Origin of the sequence: Ottowia sp. oral taxon 894, from assembly GCF_001262075.1 — a bacterium.
In the GTDB taxonomy this organism is placed as follows: Bacteria; Pseudomonadota; Gammaproteobacteria; order Burkholderiales; family Burkholderiaceae_C; genus Ottowia; species Ottowia massiliensis.
Genome location: NZ_CP012073.1, coordinates 1,930,417 through 1,946,949, shown reverse-complemented (window position 1 = coordinate 1,946,949; position 16,533 = coordinate 1,930,417). Strand labels below are relative to the sequence as shown.

The 16,533-nt window shown below is 61.9% G+C and carries 16 protein-coding genes; 13 read left to right on the top strand and 3 right to left on the bottom strand.

Annotated elements, in window-relative coordinates; all coding sequences use genetic code 11:
- The first annotated feature begins 37 nt into the window (after positions 1-37).
- The 3 genes from ADJ79_RS08450 to ADJ79_RS08440 all read left to right on the top strand — a co-directional run bounded on the left by ADJ79_RS08450 (position 38) and on the right by ADJ79_RS08440 (position 5,082).
- Positions 38-2,116, top strand: a complete 2,079-nt coding sequence (locus ADJ79_RS08450) for a TonB-dependent copper receptor (RefSeq protein WP_050715585.1) — start codon at positions 38-40, stop codon at positions 2,114-2,116.
- A gap of 424 nt (positions 2,117-2,540) precedes the next feature.
- Positions 2,541-4,715, top strand: a complete 2,175-nt coding sequence (gene fecA / locus ADJ79_RS08445; RefSeq protein ID WP_305809690.1) for a TonB-dependent Fe(3+) dicitrate receptor FecA — start codon at positions 2,541-2,543, stop codon at positions 4,713-4,715.
- A 4-nt stretch (positions 4,716-4,719) separates the two neighbouring features.
- Complete coding sequence (locus ADJ79_RS08440) at positions 4,720-5,082, top strand: TonB-dependent receptor domain-containing protein (RefSeq protein WP_050715584.1); 363 nt, start codon at positions 4,720-4,722, stop codon at positions 5,080-5,082.
- Positions 5,083-5,429: 347 nt separating this feature from the next.
- Here ADJ79_RS08440 and kdsB read toward each other — a convergent pair whose 3' ends face one another.
- Positions 5,430-6,206, bottom strand: coding sequence for a 3-deoxy-manno-octulosonate cytidylyltransferase (gene kdsB / locus ADJ79_RS08430; RefSeq protein ID WP_050716519.1), 777 nt, complete (start codon positions 6,204-6,206; stop codon positions 5,430-5,432).
- 141 nt (positions 6,207-6,347) lie between these two features.
- Positions 6,348-6,575, bottom strand: coding sequence for a hypothetical protein (locus ADJ79_RS08425; protein WP_050715582.1), 228 nt, complete (start codon positions 6,573-6,575; stop codon positions 6,348-6,350).
- On the opposite strand from ADJ79_RS08425, the gene ADJ79_RS08420 reads away from it, so the two are divergent.
- From ADJ79_RS08420 to ADJ79_RS08405, 4 genes are all read left to right on the top strand, one after another.
- Positions 6,574-7,575 (top strand): thiamine pyrophosphate-dependent dehydrogenase E1 component subunit alpha, encoded by a 1,002-nt coding sequence (locus ADJ79_RS08420; RefSeq protein WP_050715581.1) that lies wholly within the window; start codon positions 6,574-6,576, stop codon positions 7,573-7,575. The genes ADJ79_RS08425 and ADJ79_RS08420 overlap by 2 nt on opposite strands.
- Entirely contained in the window at positions 7,572-8,564 is a 993-nt protein-coding gene (locus tag ADJ79_RS08415; protein WP_050715580.1) for an alpha-ketoacid dehydrogenase subunit beta, read from the top strand. The genes ADJ79_RS08420 and ADJ79_RS08415 overlap by 4 nt, the downstream gene beginning before the upstream one ends.
- Before the next feature lie 175 nt (positions 8,565-8,739).
- Entirely contained in the window at positions 8,740-9,777 is a 1,038-nt protein-coding gene (locus ADJ79_RS08410) for a DctP family TRAP transporter solute-binding subunit (RefSeq protein ID WP_050715579.1), read from the top strand.
- A 9-nt stretch (positions 9,778-9,786) separates the two neighbouring features.
- A complete protein-coding gene (locus ADJ79_RS08405; RefSeq protein ID WP_216597112.1) occupies positions 9,787-10,338 on the top strand; it encodes a TRAP transporter small permease in 552 nt (183 codons plus the stop codon).
- A gap of 211 nt (positions 10,339-10,549) precedes the next feature.
- On the opposite strand, the gene glmM is transcribed toward ADJ79_RS08405, so the two are convergent.
- Positions 10,550-11,905 carry a phosphoglucosamine mutase gene (glmM, locus tag ADJ79_RS08400; RefSeq protein WP_050715578.1) on the bottom strand — a complete coding sequence of 452 codons (1,356 nt, stop codon included), beginning with the start codon at positions 11,903-11,905 and terminating at the stop codon, positions 10,550-10,552.
- Between the two features lie 213 nt (positions 11,906-12,118).
- Between glmM and ADJ79_RS08395 the strand changes: the two genes are divergently transcribed.
- The 6 genes from ADJ79_RS08395 (at position 12,119) to ADJ79_RS14275 (ending at position 16,484) form a co-directional block, all read left to right on the top strand.
- Positions 12,119-12,694 (top strand): DUF177 domain-containing protein, encoded by a 576-nt coding sequence (locus tag ADJ79_RS08395; protein WP_050715577.1) that lies wholly within the window; start codon positions 12,119-12,121, stop codon positions 12,692-12,694.
- 107 nt (positions 12,695-12,801) lie between these two features.
- Positions 12,802-12,984: a 50S ribosomal protein L32 gene (rpmF, locus tag ADJ79_RS08390; protein WP_050715576.1), complete on the top strand. Its 183-nt coding sequence runs from the start codon at positions 12,802-12,804 to the stop codon at positions 12,982-12,984.
- Positions 12,985-13,317: 333 nt separating this feature from the next.
- Positions 13,318-13,797 carry a DNA polymerase gene (locus tag ADJ79_RS08385; RefSeq protein WP_256381523.1) on the top strand — a complete coding sequence of 160 codons (480 nt, stop codon included), beginning with the start codon at positions 13,318-13,320 and terminating at the stop codon, positions 13,795-13,797.
- Between the two features lie 45 nt (positions 13,798-13,842).
- On the top strand, positions 13,843-15,105 hold the full coding sequence (locus ADJ79_RS15220) for a hypothetical protein (RefSeq protein WP_156304099.1): 1,263 nt from the start codon (positions 13,843-13,845) through the stop codon (positions 15,103-15,105).
- Positions 15,106-15,222: 117 nt separating this feature from the next.
- A complete protein-coding gene (locus tag ADJ79_RS15215) occupies positions 15,223-16,269 on the top strand; it encodes a hypothetical protein (protein WP_216597111.1) in 1,047 nt (348 codons plus the stop codon).
- Positions 16,270-16,343: 74 nt separating this feature from the next.
- Positions 16,344-16,484, top strand: coding sequence for a hypothetical protein (locus ADJ79_RS14275; protein ID WP_156304098.1), 141 nt, complete (start codon positions 16,344-16,346; stop codon positions 16,482-16,484).
- The last annotated feature ends 49 nt before the right edge of the window (positions 16,485-16,533 follow it).

Here is a 16,533-nt window from a genome sequence, read left to right as displayed (position 1 = left end):
TCACGGGTCGAAATTGCAGTTGAAAAGGATTTCGCAAATGAAAAAAGCCATTTTCTGGGCCATATTGCCGCTGCTCGTTCAAGGCTTTCAGGCGGCGTGGGCTGAAGAAGGGAGCGCGGCGCGCAAACGCGCGGCGGATGAGGAAGACGCCGCGCCGCAGCTGGCCACGGTGGTGGTGCAAGGCCGGCGCGAGACGCCTGCTTTGCAAATGCAGGTTGAAACGCGTTCGGCCAGGCAGCCGCTGCAAAGCGCCGATGCGGCGCGCTTTCTGACGCGCATGCCGGGCTTTGCGGCGCTGCGCAAGGGCGGCGGCAATTCGGAGGCGGTGCTGCGCGGCATGTCTGGCTCGCGGCTGGGCATCCTGGCCGATGGCGTGGAGCTGTACGGCAGCTGCTGGCAGCGCATGGATTCGCCGCTGTCGTACATCTACCCTGATGCCTACGAGCAAGTCACGCTCATCAAGGGGCCGCAAAGCGTGTCGCACGGCGCGGGCATGTCGGCAGGCGTGGTGGAGTTCAAGCGGCGCAGGCCCGTTTTCGAGCAGCCCGGCATCCGCTTTGACGGCGCGGCGCTGGCAGGCAGCTTCGGGCGCAATGACCAGATGGCCGAAGTGCTGGCAGGCCATGCGCAGTGGTACGGGCGCGTGGGCGCCACGCGCTCGGAGAGCCAGTCGTACAAAGACGGCGCGGGCCTGCGGGTGCATTCGGCCTGGCGGCGCTGGAGCGGCGATGCGGCGCTGGGCTGGACGCCTGACGCGCGCACGCTGCTGGAGCTGGCGGGCGGCGCCAGCGACGGGCAGGCGGACTATGCCGACCGCCACTCCGACGCCACGCGCCTGCACCGCGCCTGGTGGAAGCTGAAGCTGGAAAAACAGGCCGTCTCGCCCTGGGTCAAGCGCATCGACGCCTTCATCCACCACAGCCACGCCGATCATGTGATGGACAACTACAGCATGCGCACCATCCACCCTTCGTGGGAAGGCATCCTGATGGTGATGAACCCGCAAAACAAGCTGGATCAGGGGCGCTTGAGCGTGGATTTGGAGCCGGCGAAAAACGTGATCTGGACGCTGGGGCTGGACCGCCAGCGCGTGCGCACCTTCAACCGCATGGCCATGTTCTACCCCGCGCTGGTGGGCGTGCCGGGCCTGCCGCCGGATGTGGTTGAGCGCAACACCACCGATTACCGCCGCATTGAATTGCAGAAGTACCACGACGTGACCAAAACCGGCGCTTTCACCGAGCTTTTGTGGCCGCTGAACGCAGCCAACACGCAGCGCCTGGCAGGCGGCGCGCGGCTGGACCGCGTGGAAATGGAAATGCCTTCAGTGAAAGCCGCTTCGCGGCGCACGCTGCGCAGCGGCTTTGTGCGCTACGAGCGCGACGTGCCGCAGTGGGGCAGCTTCTACGCGGGCCTGGGGCACAGCCAGCGTTTTCCCGACTACTGGGAATACATGTGGATCAACGAACGCGTGGGCGGCGCCAGCTATGCCAGCCTGCGGCCCGAGCGGCTCACGCAGCTGGACGCGGGCTTTGCCATGCAGCGCGGGCGCTGGAGCGCCCAGGTGTCGGGCTTTTATGGCCGCTCCAGGGACTACCTGCTGTTTCACTGGCGGCCTGCCATCTTTGTGGAAAACATCGATGCCCGCCAGTTCGGGCTGGAAGCCCAGGCGCACGCGCAAATCACGCCCGCCTGGTCGGCCGGCGCCTCGCTGACCTGGGTGCGCGGCTTCAACCTCACGCGCCACACCAGCTTGCCCCAGCGCCCGCCGCTGACGGCCACGCTGGAGGCGCGCTACGCGCAAGGCGGCCTGTCGGCAGGCGTGAAGCTGCTGGCGGCCATGCGCCAAAAGCACATCGATTACGGCACGGGCGGCGTGGACGGCTTTGACCAAGGCCCCACGCCCGGCCATGCCACGGTGTCGCTCGACGCAAGCTGGCAAATCCAGCGCGGCCTGACGTTCAGCGCAGGCATCGACAACCTGTTCAACCGCCAATACAGCGAGCATCTGTCCGCAGGCGCCGCTCCAGGCACGCCCCGCTCGCTGGTCGAGCCGCTATCGCGCCTGAACGAGCCGGGCCGCGCCTTCTGGCTGCGTGTGAGCTACCGCTACTAAAAATCCGCAAGCGAGCCGCCCGTGGGCGCGAAAACGCAAATCCGGCTCAAAGCCTGTCCGTAGCCCTGCTTAACTATCAAGACAGGAGCAAATTGAAGGCCCAAAAAAGCGCCTCCATCGCACGGTTTGACGGACTTTGCTGCTATTGCACAAGGAGCGAAAAGGCGAAGGGCTTCGCGGCGGGCGGCCAGGCTTTGAACCCGCTCCAAAGCCTTCCCGCAGCGCCAAAAACTTCAAAAGCGCCAGCCGCCGGGCGCTTTTGCAGCGGGCGGCTGCAATCACATTCATTTGCATATAGACTCCGCCGCCCCTCATTTTTTGCGGCTTCTTTTCATTTGCAACAGATGGCATGCGAATGACGCCCGGCGGGGCCGCCCGGCGCAGGAAAAGCGCCTTTTCCCAAATCCTCCCAAGGAATCCCTTCATGCAAAACCGACCCCCTTTTTGGGCCTGCGCCGTGGCGCTGGCTGCCGCGCTGGCCTGCCATGCCGCCCAGGCGCAGCAGTCCGTGCAATCCGTGCAATCCGTGCAATCCGTGCAATCCGCCCCGTCTGATGCCGTCGATGAAGCCGGCGACGGCGAAGCTGGCAACACGCTCCAGGCCGTCACGGTCAAGGCAGTGGGCGACTGGCTGGGCAACGCCGAAGAGCGCAACGTGCAAAACCACCCGGGCGCGCGCAATGTGATTCGCCGCGCCGAAATGCAGCAAGAAGGGCTGACCACCGTACGCGAGGCGCTCAACCGCATTCCCGGCGTCCATGCGCCGGAAAACAACGGCACGGGCAGCCACGACATGGCGCTGAACATCGGCATTCGCGGCCTCAATCCGCGCCTGGCCAGCCGCTCCACCTTGCTGATGGACGGCATTCCCGTGCCTTACGCGCCCTATGGCCAGCCGCAAATGTCTTTCGGCCCCGTTTCGCTGGGCCTGATGGACGCCGTGGACGTGGTGCGCGGCGGCGGCGCCGTGCGCTACGGCCCGCAGAACGTGGGCGGCATCATCAATTTCGTGACCCGCCGCATTCCTGAAAAGCCTTTCGCGGGCGATGCCAGCGTGCAGCTGCAATCCAGCCCGTCTTCCACGCAATCTTCACCCAAGAAAACCGCCAACCTCATGCTGGGCGGCACCGCTGCCAATGGCCTGGGCATGGCGCTGCTGTATTCCGGCACGCGCGGCAGCGACTGGCGCGAGCACAGCCAGACGCACATTGACGACGTCATCCTCAAAGGGCGCTACCAAATCAAGCCCGCCCACGCCGTTTACGCCACGGTTCAGCACTACGAAGGCCGCGCCGAAATGCCCGGCGGCCTCACGGCTGCGAACTTCCGCCAGGACCCCTACCAGTCCACCCGCCCGCTGGACGGCTTCTGGGGCCGCCGCACCCTGGCCGCTGCCGGCTACCAGCACGAACAGGGCCAGCGCAAAGCCAGCGTGAACACCTTTTTCACCAAAACCCTGCGCAGCGGCTTTCTGGACCAGGGGCGCTTTGTTTCGCTCTCGCCGCGCTATTACTGGGTGCGCGGCATTGAAGGCCACCTGGCCCAGGGCTTTTCCACCGGCCTGAACAGCCACCACGAAATCGGCATGGGCTACCGCTACATCAACGAAGCCAGCCACGAGCTGCGCTACCGCGAGAACATCGGCGCGGGCGCACTGCCCAGCGAGCGCAGCCGCAATGACCGCGACACGCGCGGCCGCACCGAAGCGCACGCCATCAGCCTGGACGACCGCATCGACCTAGGCGAGCACTGGACCATCACGCCAGGCATCCGCTACGAGCGCATCCGCCAGCAGCAAGACAACCTCCTGACCCGCACCCCCTACCGTGGCAACTACCATGCCGTGCTGCCCGCGCTGAACGTCATGTACTGGCTGCGCGAGGGCGTCAGCCTCTACGCCAACACCGAAGGCTCCTTCGGCAGCGTGCAGTACAGCCAGATGCCCAACCGCGTCAAGGCCAAAGACATTTCGCCCGAAAAAGCCCGCACCTGGGAGCTGGGCGTGCGCTACGCGCAAGGGCCGCTCAAGGCCGACGCGGGCCTGTTTCTCATCAACTTCAGCAACCAGTACGAAAGCAGCCAGATCACCAACAGCGTCACTGCGCGCGGCAAAACTCGCCACCAGGGCCTGGAAGGCAGCTTCACCTACCGGCTTGGCCACTGGGGCGCGGCCCTGCAAGGCGTGCAGCTGTATGGCAACTACGCCTATGTGGACGCGCGCATCCGCGAAGCCGGCCCCAACAAGGGCCACCGCGTGCCCTTTTCCTCGCGCCACAAGGGCCTGCTGGGCGTGAGCTACCAGCAAGGCGGGCTGAAACTGGGCTTTGAAGGCGCCTTCCAGTCTTCGCAATACGCCGACAACGCCAACACCGCAGCGCCAAGCGCCGATGGCAGCACGGGCCGCATTCCCGGCTACGCCGTCTGGCACCTGCGCGCGGGCTACGACTTTGGCGGCGCGCTCTCGAACCTGCAACTGAACGTGGGCGTGAAAAACCTCTTCAACCGCTCGTTCTACACGCGCTCCTACGACGACAACAACAAGGGCCTGTACCTTGGCCAGCCCCGCACGGTGTACGTGCAGGCTTCGGTCAAGTTCTGAGCGCTTGCCCCAGCGCCCGCCGCTGACGGCCACGCTGGAGGCGCGCTACGCGCAAGGCGGCCTGTCGGCAGGCGTGAAGCTGCTGGCGGCCATGCGCCAAAAGCACATCGATTACGGCACGGGCGGCGTGGACGGCTTTGACCAAGGCCCCACGCCCGGCCATGCCACGGTGTCGCTCGACGCAAGCTGGCAAATCCAGCGCGGCCTGACGTTCAGCGCAGGCATCGACAACCTGTTCAACCGCCAATACAGCGAGCATCTGTCCGCAGGCGCCGCTCCAGGCACGCCCCGCTCGCTGGTCGAGCCGCTATCGCGCCTGAACGAGCCGGGCCGCGCCTTCTGGCTGCGCGTGAGCTACCGCTACTGAAAGCCCGCAAGCCTGATCCGCAGTCTGTTTGTGAGCACAAAAAGCGCGAACGAAAAGCACGGCCTCAAGCGTTTGTGGGCGTTGCGAACATCTCGCCGGGCTGCGGCTTGCGCCTTGTCGCTCTCCCCGACTCCGATTTGCGCCTCTCGCGCCCAGACAGTGAACAGGTTCTGAAGAAAGCTCTTGCCCGGCAGGCCGCAGAGACTTACCAGTTTTTTGCTCTTATATCCATAGCATGATGTCCTAGTGGATATTGCGCGAGACGGTATTTCGACCCCCCTGGATTTGCTCCTGTTTTTGGCGTACTGTCGGCGGGCGGGGCCGCGCTGAAAGCTCCGCTTCATCCGTCAGCCGCGCTGCTCCTGCGGCTGGCGCGCGAAAACGGCCCGCACGCGGGCCAGGTCTTCTGGCGTGTCCACTCCCGCGCCGGGCGCGCTGGCGGCCACGTGCACGGCAATGCGGTGGCCGTGCCAGAGCGCGCGCAATTGCTCCAGCGATTCCGTCTGCTCAATGGGCGCGGGCGGCATTTGCGGAAAACCGCGCAGAAACGCCGCCCGGTAGCTGTAGATGCCAATGTGGCGCAGCGGCGCAGGCTGCGGCAGCGCGTGAATGCCGCTGGCAAAGCCATCGCGCCACCAGGGCAGCGGGGCGCGGCTGAAGGTCAGCGCCAGGCCCTGCGCGTCGGTTGCCACTTTCACCACATTGGGGTTCACGAAATCGGCCACGCTGTCGATGGCATGCGCGGCGGTGCCCATTTGCGCTGCGGGCATGGCGGGCAGCAGGGCGGCCACGGCGTCGATCAGCGCGGGGTCGATCAGCGGCTCGTCGCCTTGCACGTTCACCACCACGTCATCGCCATCCAGCCCCAGCAGAGCGCAGGCTTCGGCCAGCCGGTCGCTGCCGCTGGGGTGGCCGGCGCGGGTGCCCACGGCCCGCACGCCGTGCGCGGCGCAGGCGGCCAGGATTTCCGGCGCGTCCGCCGCCACCACCACTTGTGCGGCACGGCTTTGCAAGGCGCGCTCGGCCACGCGCACCACCAGGGGCTTGCCCGCCACATCAGCCAGAGGTTTGTTCGGCAGGCGCGTGGAAGCCAGGCGGGCGGGAATCAAAACGGTGTAAGTCATGATGGAGCAAAGCGGGTGGAAAGGATGGTTTTGCGTGAATTGCATTATTCGAGAAATATTCTATTGCGAATGCCTCCGGCGCGAGCGGTTTATTTGTATTTCATTCGCGCAGCCATAAACGGAAAGATATTTGCCAAGTATTTATTGCAAGAACACAAATCCGGGCGAATGCATTTTCAGAAACGCCTTTTCCGGCAAAAGCGTTAAAAAGCGCGCGGGCGGCTCATCAGCCGCTGCGACGCAGGCGCGGCCCCGGCCGGCCGCCTTGCCGCGCGGCCATAAACATATGAGCAAACAGTCTGAAGCGGCCCTTTGCGCGGCAGGTCTGGCCAGGATAATTTGCCGTTTTGCCACCAAAGTCTTTTTCATGACCGATTTGCTTTCGCTGTATCGCACGATGGTGCGCATACGCGCTTTTGAAGATGCCGCCGAAGAGGCCAGCCAGGGCGGCGTGCAGGCCTGGGGCCTGAGCGCCTCGGCCAAGCCGGCGCTGGTGCGCGGGCCGCTGCATCTGTCCACGGGGCAGGAGGCCGTGCCGGCGGGGGTATGCGCGCATTTGCGCCCTTCGGACCTCATCACGTCCACCCATCGCGGCCACGGCCACACGCTGGCCAAAGGGGCCGATCCGGCGCGCATGATGGCCGAGCTGTTTGGCCGCGCCACGGGCTACAACCAGGGCAAGGGCGGCTCCATGCACATTGCCGATTTTTCCGTGGGCATGCTGGGCGCCAACGGCGTGGTGGCTGCGGGCCTGGCCATAGCGGCAGGCGCGGCGCACGCGCTCAAGCGGCGCGGGCGGGGCGAGGTGGCCGTGAGTTTTTTTGGCGACGGGGCCATCAATCGCGGCCCCTTTCTGGAGGCGCTGAACTGGGCCGTGGTGTACGGGCTGCCCGTGCTCTTCGTGTGCGAGGACAACCGCATTTCCGCCACCACTGAATCGGCTCCCATGACAGGCGGCGAAGGCGCGAGCGGGCGCGCCGCCGCGCTGGGCGTGCCTGGCGTGAAGGTGGACGGCAATGACGTGCAGGCCGTCTGCCGCGAAGCGGGCCGCCTGATGGCCCAAGTGCGCGGCGGCAGCGGCCCGCGCCTGCTGCACGCCATGACCGAGCGGCAAAAGGGCCACGTCTCCGTCGATAAAGCCGCCTACCGCAAGCCGCAGGACGTGGAGCGCGCCCTGGCGGACGACCCCATCCGCCGCGCCCGCGCCGCGCTGGAGCGGCAGGGCCTGGCCGCGCAGGCCGATGCCATCGAGCGCGAGGCCAGGGCCGAAATTGACGCCGCCCTGGCCGCCGCCGAAGCCGCCCCTTTCCCCGCCCGCGAGGCGGCCTATCAGGAAATCGCCAACACCGGCGAAGGAGTCTGGAAATGACGCAAGCGCGCACCCTCACCTACGCGCAGGCCGCCGCGCTGGCGCTGGCTGAAGCCATGCAGGCCGATGAGCGCGTGCTCGCCTTGGGCGAAGACCTGGGCCGGGGCGGCGTGTTCGGCCAGTACCGCGATCCGGACGATCCGAACGGCCAGCCGCTGGTGAAACGCTTTGGCCCCGAACGCATCATGGACACGCCCATTTCGGAGGCCGCCATCGTCGGCGCAGGCGTGGGCATGGCCCTGGCAGGCCTGCGCCCCGTGGTGGAGCTGCGCGTGGTTGATTTCGCGCTGTGCGCCATCGACGAAGTGGTGAACCAGGCCGCCAAAAACCGCTTTATGTTCGGCGGCCAGGGCCGCGTGCCGCTTGTCATGCGCATGCCCATCGGGCTGTGGAGCGCCTCCGCCGCGCAGCACTCGCAGTCGCTGGAAGCGTGGTTCGCGCACATACCGGGCCTGACCGTCGTCACCCCCGCCACGCCCGCCGACAACTACGGCCTGCTGCACGCGGCGCTGGCCAGCGGCGACCCCGTGGTTTACATGGAGCACAAGGAACTCTGGAGCCGCCAGGGCGAAGTGCCCGCAGGCCATGCCGTGCCGCTGGGCAAGGCCGCCCGCCTGCACGAAGGGCAGGACTTGCTCATCGTCGCCTGGTCGCGCCAGGCCCTTGTGGCGCAAGAAGCCGCGCAGCAACTGGCGCAGCAAGGCATACACGCCGAAGTGCTGGACTTGCGCACCCTCTGGCCCTGGGACCAGGGCGCCGTGCTCGAAGCCGCCGCCCGCACGGGCCGCGTGCTCGTCACCCATGAGGCCGTGCAGGTTGCCGGCTTTGGCGCCGAAGTGGCCGCCACGGTGGCTGAACACACCGGCGCCAAAGTCGCCCGCCTGGGCGCGCCCCGCATTCCCGTGGGCTACGCGCCTGCGCTGGAAGACGAGTCGCGCGTGGGAGCGGAAAAAGTGGCCGCAGCGGCCCGTGCGCTGCTGCGGCGGTGAGGCCGCGCATTGCTGGCGCAAAGCCCCATTCACTTCAAATTTGATAGCTGCCCGCGCAGATTCCACGGGGACCAACGGCCTTTTTGGCACTGATTTCAGCACTGCCCTCAATCCTGTTTCCAGCCCTGATGCCGCACGGCCTCTTCCCTCTCTTTTCCTTGTTGGAGCAACACCTATGAAACCCGTTTTCAAAATCCTGATGACTGCTTTGGCCGCTGCTGCCACGCTGGCTGCCGCGCCCGCCGCGTGGGCGCAAGGCCAGTACAAGCCGGAATACCGGATGTCCACCAATGTGAACAATGCCTTTGCGCTGGGGCGCGGGGCCGAGCTGTGGGCGAAGCTGGTGAATGAGCGCACGAACGGGCGCATTCATGTGAAGTGGTATCCCGGCTCTTCGCTGGTGGGCGGCGAGACCACGCGCGAATTCACGGCGCTGCGGCAGGGCGCGCTGGATTTCAATGTGTCCTCGGTCATCAACTGGGCGCCGCACATCAAGGAGCTGAATCTGTTTTTGCTGCCGTTTCTGGTGCCGGATGAAAAGGCGTTTGACGCGCTGATTGACGGCGAAGTGGGCAAGGCGCTTTTCGCGCTGGTGGAAAAGCGCGGCGTGGTGCCGCTGGCCTGGGGTGAAAATGGCGCGCGTGAAATCAGCAATTCAAAGCGTGAAATCCGCAAGCCGGAAGATTTGAAGGGCATGAAATTCCGCACGGTCGGCTCGCCCATTTTCAATGACATTTACGCGGCGCTGGGAGCCAACCCCACGCAAATGTCATTTGCCGATGCGCAGCCGGCGCTGCAAAGCGGCGCGGTGGACGGGCAGGAAAACCCGGTTTCCATCTTCGTGGCGGCCAAAATGACGGGGCTGAATCAGAAATACCTGACCAAATGGAATTACGTGAATGACCCGCTGGTTTTCGCCGTCTCGCAAAAAGCATGGAAGAGCTGGTCGCCTGAAGACCAGAAAATCGTGCGCGAGGCGGCCATTGAGGCGGCCAGGGCTGAAATCGCCGATGCCCGCAAGGGCGTGACGGGCAGCGACGACGCGCTGCTGAAAGAGGCCGCCGCCGCTGGCGCGAAGGTGACGGTGCTCACGCCCGGGGAGCAGCAAGCCTTCGCGCGCGCCACGCAGCCGGTGATCGAGAAGTGGACGCCCGTGATTGGCGCTGACCTGGTGCGCAAGGCGCAGCAGGCGGTGGCCGCTTCGCGCCAGTAAGGGCTGGCCATGAGCGAAAGGCAAACGCAATCGCCCGCCATGCCGCCCGCCAATATGCCGCCCGATATGCCGCCTGTTGCGCCAGAGGCAGACGGCCCGGCGGCGCGCCCGCCGCGCCCTTTTCATGTGGAGGAGGCGGTGGCCGCAGCCATCATGGCGGCGCTGTGCCTGATCACGCTGGCAAATGTGCTCACGCGCTACCTCAGCAGCATTTCGCTGGCGTTCACGGAAGAGTTCTCGGTGTTTCTGCTGGTGGCGCTCACCTTCGTGGGCGCGGCCACGGCGTTCACGCGCGGGCATCACCTGGCCATCACTTTTCTGGCGGACAAGTTGCCGCCGCGCTGGCGGCGCTGGCAGCGGCGCTTCGCCTTGCTGTGCGCGCTGGCGGTGTTTGGCGTGCTGGCCTGGCAGGGGGCGCTGATGTTCTGGGACGACTACGAAACCGGCGTGACTTCCCCTGGCCTGGGCCTGCCGCAGTGGTGGTACACGCTGTCGGTGCCGGTGCTTTCCCTGCTGGTGGCGCTGCGCATCGCGCAGCGGCTTTTCAGGCGCACGCCGTGAACGTCTGGCTCAAATACGCCACTACGGCCGCCGTTCAGGGCTGTTGATTGCGCAGGGAAATTCTGTTCAGAAGTTTGGCCTGCAAGGGGTGAAGGAGCGTGAAGAAGCGGATTGGGATGGGCTGCAAGGCTTAAACCACGGACGGGCTTGGGTTGCCCGGCGAAGATTCGCAACGCCGCATAGCGCCCAAAGCCGCGCCAGCTACGGGCTTTCAGCCCGCCCGCAAGGCATCGGCCAGCGACTGGGCCAGGCGCTGGGCCTGGGCGGCATCGGGGCACTCGACCATCACGCGCACCAGCGGTTCGGTGCCGCTGGCGCGAATGAGCACGCGGCCCGCGCGGCCCAATTCGGCTTCGGCGGCGCGCGTGGCCTGTTGCAGGCGGGGGTTGTTTTGCCAGTCTTGGCCGGGGGCCAGGCGCACGTTGATGAGCGGCTGCGGGAAAAGCTGCACGCCTGCCAGCGCCTCGGCCAGCGTGCGGCCCGTTTGCACCAGCGCGTGGAGCACTTGCAAGGCGCTGACGATGCCGTCGCCCGTGGTGTGCTTGTCCAGCACGAGCAGGTGGCCCGATCCTTCGCCGCCCAGCGGCCAGCGGCGCGCCATCAGTTCTTCGAGCACGTAGCGGTCGCCCACTTTCGCGCGCACGAGTTGCAGGCCGCGCTGTTGCAGCGCCAGTTCCACGGCCATGTTGGTCATGAGTGTGCCCACCACGCCCGCCAGGGGCGCGCCTTGCTCCAGCCGGTGCAGCGCCAGGAGGTAAAGCAGCTCGTCGCCGGTGTAAAGGCGCCCGTTTCCGTCCACCATTTGCAGGCGGTCGGCGTCGCCATCCAGCGCAATGCCAATGTGCGCGCCATGCTGGCGCACGGCCTGCTGCAAGGCCTGCGGATGCGTGGCGCCCACGCCGTCGTTGATGTTCAGGCCGTCGGGCTGGTTGCCAATGGCGATGACTTCGGCCCCCAGCTCGTGAAAAACGGCAGGGGCGATCTGGTAGGCCGCGCCGTGGGCGGCGTCCACCATGATCTTCAGCCCGCGCAAACTCAAATCTGCGCCGAAAGTGCTTTTGCAGAACTCGATGTAGCGGCCCGCCGCGTCGTCCAGCCGGCGCGAGCGGCCCAGCGCGGCCGATTCCACCCATTGCGGGGCTTCTTGCAGCGCCGCTTCCACTTGCTGCTCCCATTCGTCGGGCAGCTTGGCGCCATCGGCGCTGAAAAACTTGATGCCGTTGTCGGCGTAGCGGTTGTGGCTGGCGCTGATGACCACGCCCAGGCTGGCGCGCTGCGCCCGCGTGAGGTAGGCCACGGCGGGCGTGGGCACGGGGCCGAGCAGCAGCGCGCCCACGCCAGCGGAGTTCAGGCCCGATTCGAGCGCGCTTTCCAGCATGTAGCCGGAAATGCGCGTGTCTTTGCCAATGAGCACGAGCGGGCTGCCTGACTGGCCTTGTGCGCTTTGTGACTGGCGCTTGAGCACGCGGCCCACGGCGTGCCCCAGGCGCAGCACGAAATCAGGCGTGATGGGCGGCTGCCCCACCGTGCCGCGTATGCCGTCGGTGCCGAAATACTGGCGGGTCATGATCCGGAAAGTCCTTTTGCGAAGAAGCGAAGGCGCGATTGTCTAGGACGGCTGCCTACATCAAAAACAGGAGCAAATTTATGACTCTAAAATACCGCCCTGCGCACATTTCACTAGGACATATTGCTATCAATCAAGTAGCGTAAGCTGACCGAAAATGAACGCCATTCCCGGCCAGCGCGGAACGCGGGCCGCCCGCCCTACACTCGCCCGATGCAATCCGACTACGCCCCCGAATCCCTTGACGTGGCCTCTTTCTCGGCCACGGCCAGCCGCCTGCAGGGCGTCAGCCCGCTGGAGCAATACCCGCGCCTGGCGCAAGACTGCCTGCCCGCGCCGGAAGGCGTGCAGGTGCGCTGGCTGGCCCGTGGTCTGCGGCTGGCGCTGCCTGGCGCGGGCGTGCTGCCCGCCCTGCACCTGCAAGCGCAGGCCGAGCTGCCTCTGGCCTGCCAGCTGTGCCTGGGCAGCGTGCGCACGCCCGTGACGGTGGACCGGCGCTTTGCTTTCGCCGCCAGCGAAGAAGCCGCAGCCCGGCTGGACGAACAGGCCGAAGACGTGGATGTGCTGGCGCTCGCGCCCCGGCTGAATCTGCACGCCCTGATTGAAGACGAGCTGCTGATGGCGCTGCCGCTGACGCCGCGCCACGCCAACGCCTGCCCGGAACACGTGCCCATGTCGGCCCAGTCCGAAGGCTTTGACGCGGCGGCCCGCCGCCCCAGCCCGTTTGCCGCGTTGGCCGCGCTCAAGGACGGCGGCGAGAGCGGCCCTGCCAATGGCGCGAAAGCGTGAGCTGGCTATAATCCGCCGCTTTGGCATCTCGGTGCCAGCTCGTTTTTCCATCTCTTTCACGCTCTGCCGCCCGCGCCGCGCTAGCGGCAGTTTCACAAGGAGCCATCATGGCTGTTCAACAGAACAAAAAATCGCCTTCCAAGCGCGGAATGCACCGCTCGCACAATGCCCTCACCGCCCCCGGCATTGCAGAAGAACCCACCACGGGCGAAATTCACCTGCGCCACCACATCAGCCCCAACGGCTTTTACCGTGGCCGCCAGGTCATCAAGCCCAAGTCGCAAGACTGAGGCGAGTCTTTCCGGCAGCAGAAATCAGGCTGCCAGCGGCGCTCCCGTCATCCCAAAGGCCCGGCACTACGCCTGATCTGCGTAGCCTCCGGGCCTTCGTTGTTCATGGAACCGGCGTTTTATGGCGCGGGCCTCTTGGAACCTGTTCAAAGTCTGTCGGCGGGTGTGAAAAACCCGGCCTCGGGCAGCCTGCGGCGTTGCACGTCTTCACCGCCCCCAAGGCCCGTCTGCGGTTTGCACCTTGCAGCCCACTCCGATTCCCGAGCTTTCGCCCCTCACGGCCAAACTCAACCAAAACCATCAACTTCGCGGCTTGATTGACGGCATGGGCCAATACGGCCTCGCCAAGTCGCTGGGTATAGGCAGCCTGTCCGCCAAAACCTTCATCGCCCGCTACTTCGCCCGCACCTTGGCGTTGCCGAATACATGCAGCGCACCAAAGAACAAGCCGCAGTCCAAGGCTTCGTCGAGAACCCGTCCGGCCGCCGCCTCTACCTGCCCGACATCCGCAACAAAAACGCCAACGCCCGCGCCGGAGCCGAACGCGCCGCCATCAACGCCCCCATGCAAGGCACTGCATCCGACCTCATCAAACGCGCCATGACAGACGTGTCCCGCTGGCTTTCAGACGGCCTGAAAAGCAAGCTAATCATGCAGGCGCATGACGAACTGGTGCTGGAAGCGCCCGAAGCCAAACTGGATTTAGTCAAAGAAAAACGGTCACAGATGATGGCGAAAGTGAATGAAGGGATATTGAAAGCGCCGCTGATAGAAGAGGTCGGCGTGAGCATGAATTGTGGAAAAGCGCATTGAGATTATGTAGTATTCAAGAGATTGTTTCAAGAAGGGGATAAAACGATGAACATCCTAAATTTAATTAAAGAAGGCGTAAGTTTATTCAAGAATAAAAAATTTGATGAAGCAATTACGAAACTGAGTCAGGCTTCAGGAAAAATTGAAAATAAAGATAGCCAGATTCAGGAGCGAAATGATATTCAGTTTTGGCTAGGCCGTTGCTATTTTGAGCAGGCAATGAAAACCAAAGGAGAGGCTTCTACACGGTTGTTTGAACAGGCAATTGAACACCACCAACAACAATTGAGGCTTGCCGAACAGTTGGGGGGCGAAAACGGTATTCAGGAACAGATCTATGCCCAATCTTGGCTAGGCCGTTGCTATTTTGAGCAGGCGATGAAAGCCAAAGGTGAGGCTTCTACACGGTTGTTTGAACAGGCAATTGAACACCACCAACAGCAATTGAGGCTTGCCGAACAGTTGGAGGGCGAAAACGGTATTCAGGGACAGATCTATGCCCAATCTTGGCTAGGCCGTTGCTATTTTGAGCAGGCGATGAAAGCCAAAGGTGAGGCTTCTACACGGTTGTTTGAACAGGCAATTGAACACCACCAACAGCAATTGAGGCTTGCCGAACAGTTGGAGGGCGAAAACGGTATTCAGGGACAGATCTATGCCGAGGCTTGGCTAGGCCGCTGCTATTTAGAGCAGGCCAAGCAAGCTAAAGGAAAGGATGCGGAACATTTATTTGGACAGGCAGTTAAACACCGCCAACAGCAATTGAGACTTGCTAAACAGCTGGGGGACGAAAACGGTATTCAGGAACAGATCAGTGCCCAACATTGGCTAGGCCGTTGCTATTTTGAACAGGCGATGAAAGCCGAAGAAGAGGCTTCTAAACATTTGTTTGGACTTGCAATTAAACGCCACCAACAGCAACTGAGGCTTGCCAAACAGTTGGAAGACAAGCAAAACAGCATTCAAAAGCAAATCAATGCCCAATCTTGGTTAGGCCGTTGCTATTTAGAGCAGGCGATGAGAGCCGAAGAAGAGGCTTCTGAACATTTGTTTGGACAGGCAGTTGAACATTACCAATCTCAATTACGGCTTATCGAACAGCTGACAGATGAACAAGGCCGTCTCCGGCAACAAGACAATGCCCAATTTTTGCTAGGCCGTTGTTATTTCAGACAGGCCATAAAGGCAGAAAAAGAAGCAGCAGCTAAGTTACCCGAACAGGACAATAAATATTTTCAAAAACGGCTAGATTTTTTTAAGCACTTACCACCATTAGTTCGAAAAAAATGGGGAATATATTTTGAATAGAAAAAACAGGAAATACAGAAAAAACTATTTGAAGACAACCTATTTAAGGATAACAAAGAAAATTTAACAAGCGCTATTTCTGCCATTTTAGCGGTTTTAAATATTCCACCCATTGAATTGGACTCAACTCCACTTGCCCATTATACTTCACCTTCCGCATGCGAGAAATTATTCGGCATTGTTCATGATAAAAATGATGTTAATAATAAAGAAAAGGATCCAGTTGACAAGCAGCAGGCCACTCCAATGAGAATCAGCAGCTCCACCTATATGAACGATCCAACAGAAGGAGAGGGCTTATTAGAGCTGCTAAATCTTCAGGATTTAGAATTGGAAAACAAAGTCGATTGCCCTGACCATAATGCTTTTTTTGCCTGCTTTTCCAGCCGTATAAACGATTTGAACCAGTTCCGTCTGTATGGCAAAGAAAATGGTGTTGAGGCATCGGGCTGTTGTTTGGTATTTAATAAAGATGGGAATTGGTTGAAAGAGCCCGATGTTTCCGTCTCATTCCGTAGCATGGCAAAAAAAGGGGATGAATATTCGAGGGAACAGCCGGTAGAAGCAGATATATCTGATGCAGATTTGGAAGATGTAAACCTACCGCTTTATCAAGTAGCTTATATTGCTTATAAAGATGAATATCTTGCTGGAGATAAATGTAGAATATGGTTACCGAGTGAGGATGATCAAAAATTCGGCATTCAATTAGAGCCTGTAGGAAAAAATTCAAGTTGGCATGATTTTCGCATCGACGAGCTTGAAAAAGCATTGAAGCAGTTAATTGATTTTTTCAAGGAAAAATCCAATATCAATGATGAAGACAGAGAAGCTTTGGAATATATTCGCTATCCTTTGGAATATATCCGCTATCTGTTTAAAGATTTTGCATTCCGCGATGAAGAAGAGTTTCGCTTGCTAAAAATCGAAAAAATCGGTTCAAACAAAATCGAATATTGCGAAACTACGCAATCTATCTATCTGCCTTATGCTGATGCGCGCGATATTGTGGATGAAGTGATTTTGGGGACAAATTACGAAAAAAGCGGGAAAGGGCGCAAGGCGGAAGCGTTTCAGCATTTGATGCGGAAGCATTACCCAAATACTAAAGTTTCCCGCTCGTCGTTGCCGATTAATGCCAATCCGCCGATCAAGAAGGATTAGCCAGCAGCAGGCCGGATATTTAAGCCACTGCCATCCCAAAGTCGTCGGATTCGAGAATCCGACCGGCCAAACTGGTGCTGGAAGTACCCGAAGCCGAACTGGATTGGGTAAAAGAAAAACTGCCGCAGATGATGGCGAAGGTGGATGCGGGGATATCGAAAGCGCCGCTGGTGGCTGAAGCTGGTGTGGGAACAAATTGGGAAGATGTGCATTAATATTGTTGGGTACAATTCTGCTGGCAATTCATGGGGACGCAAGTACAGA

Coding starts and splice junctions, on each gene's coding strand:
- ADJ79_RS08425 (WP_050715582.1), bottom strand. CDS start 6,575: ATGAAAAAGACTTTGGTGGCAAAACGGCAAATTATCCTGGCCAGACCT.
- ADJ79_RS08415 (WP_050715580.1), top strand. CDS start 7,572: ATGACGCAAGCGCGCACCCTCACCTACGCGCAGGCCGCCGCGCTGGCG.
- ADJ79_RS08405 (WP_216597112.1), top strand. CDS start 9,787: ATGAGCGAAAGGCAAACGCAATCGCCCGCCATGCCGCCCGCCAATATG.
- ADJ79_RS15220 (WP_156304099.1), top strand. CDS start 13,843: ATGAACATCCTAAATTTAATTAAAGAAGGCGTAAGTTTATTCAAGAAT.
- kdsB (WP_050716519.1), bottom strand. CDS start 6,206: ATGACTTACACCGTTTTGATTCCCGCCCGCCTGGCTTCCACGCGCCTG.
- fecA (WP_305809690.1), top strand. CDS start 2,541: ATGCAAAACCGACCCCCTTTTTGGGCCTGCGCCGTGGCGCTGGCTGCC.
- glmM (WP_050715578.1), bottom strand. CDS start 11,905: ATGACCCGCCAGTATTTCGGCACCGACGGCATACGCGGCACGGTGGGG.
- ADJ79_RS08450 (WP_050715585.1), top strand. CDS start 38: ATGAAAAAAGCCATTTTCTGGGCCATATTGCCGCTGCTCGTTCAAGGC.
- ADJ79_RS08420 (WP_050715581.1), top strand. CDS start 6,574: ATGACCGATTTGCTTTCGCTGTATCGCACGATGGTGCGCATACGCGCT.
- ADJ79_RS08410 (WP_050715579.1), top strand. CDS start 8,740: ATGAAACCCGTTTTCAAAATCCTGATGACTGCTTTGGCCGCTGCTGCC.
- ADJ79_RS08395 (WP_050715577.1), top strand. CDS start 12,119: ATGCAATCCGACTACGCCCCCGAATCCCTTGACGTGGCCTCTTTCTCG.
- rpmF (WP_050715576.1), top strand. CDS start 12,802: ATGGCTGTTCAACAGAACAAAAAATCGCCTTCCAAGCGCGGAATGCAC.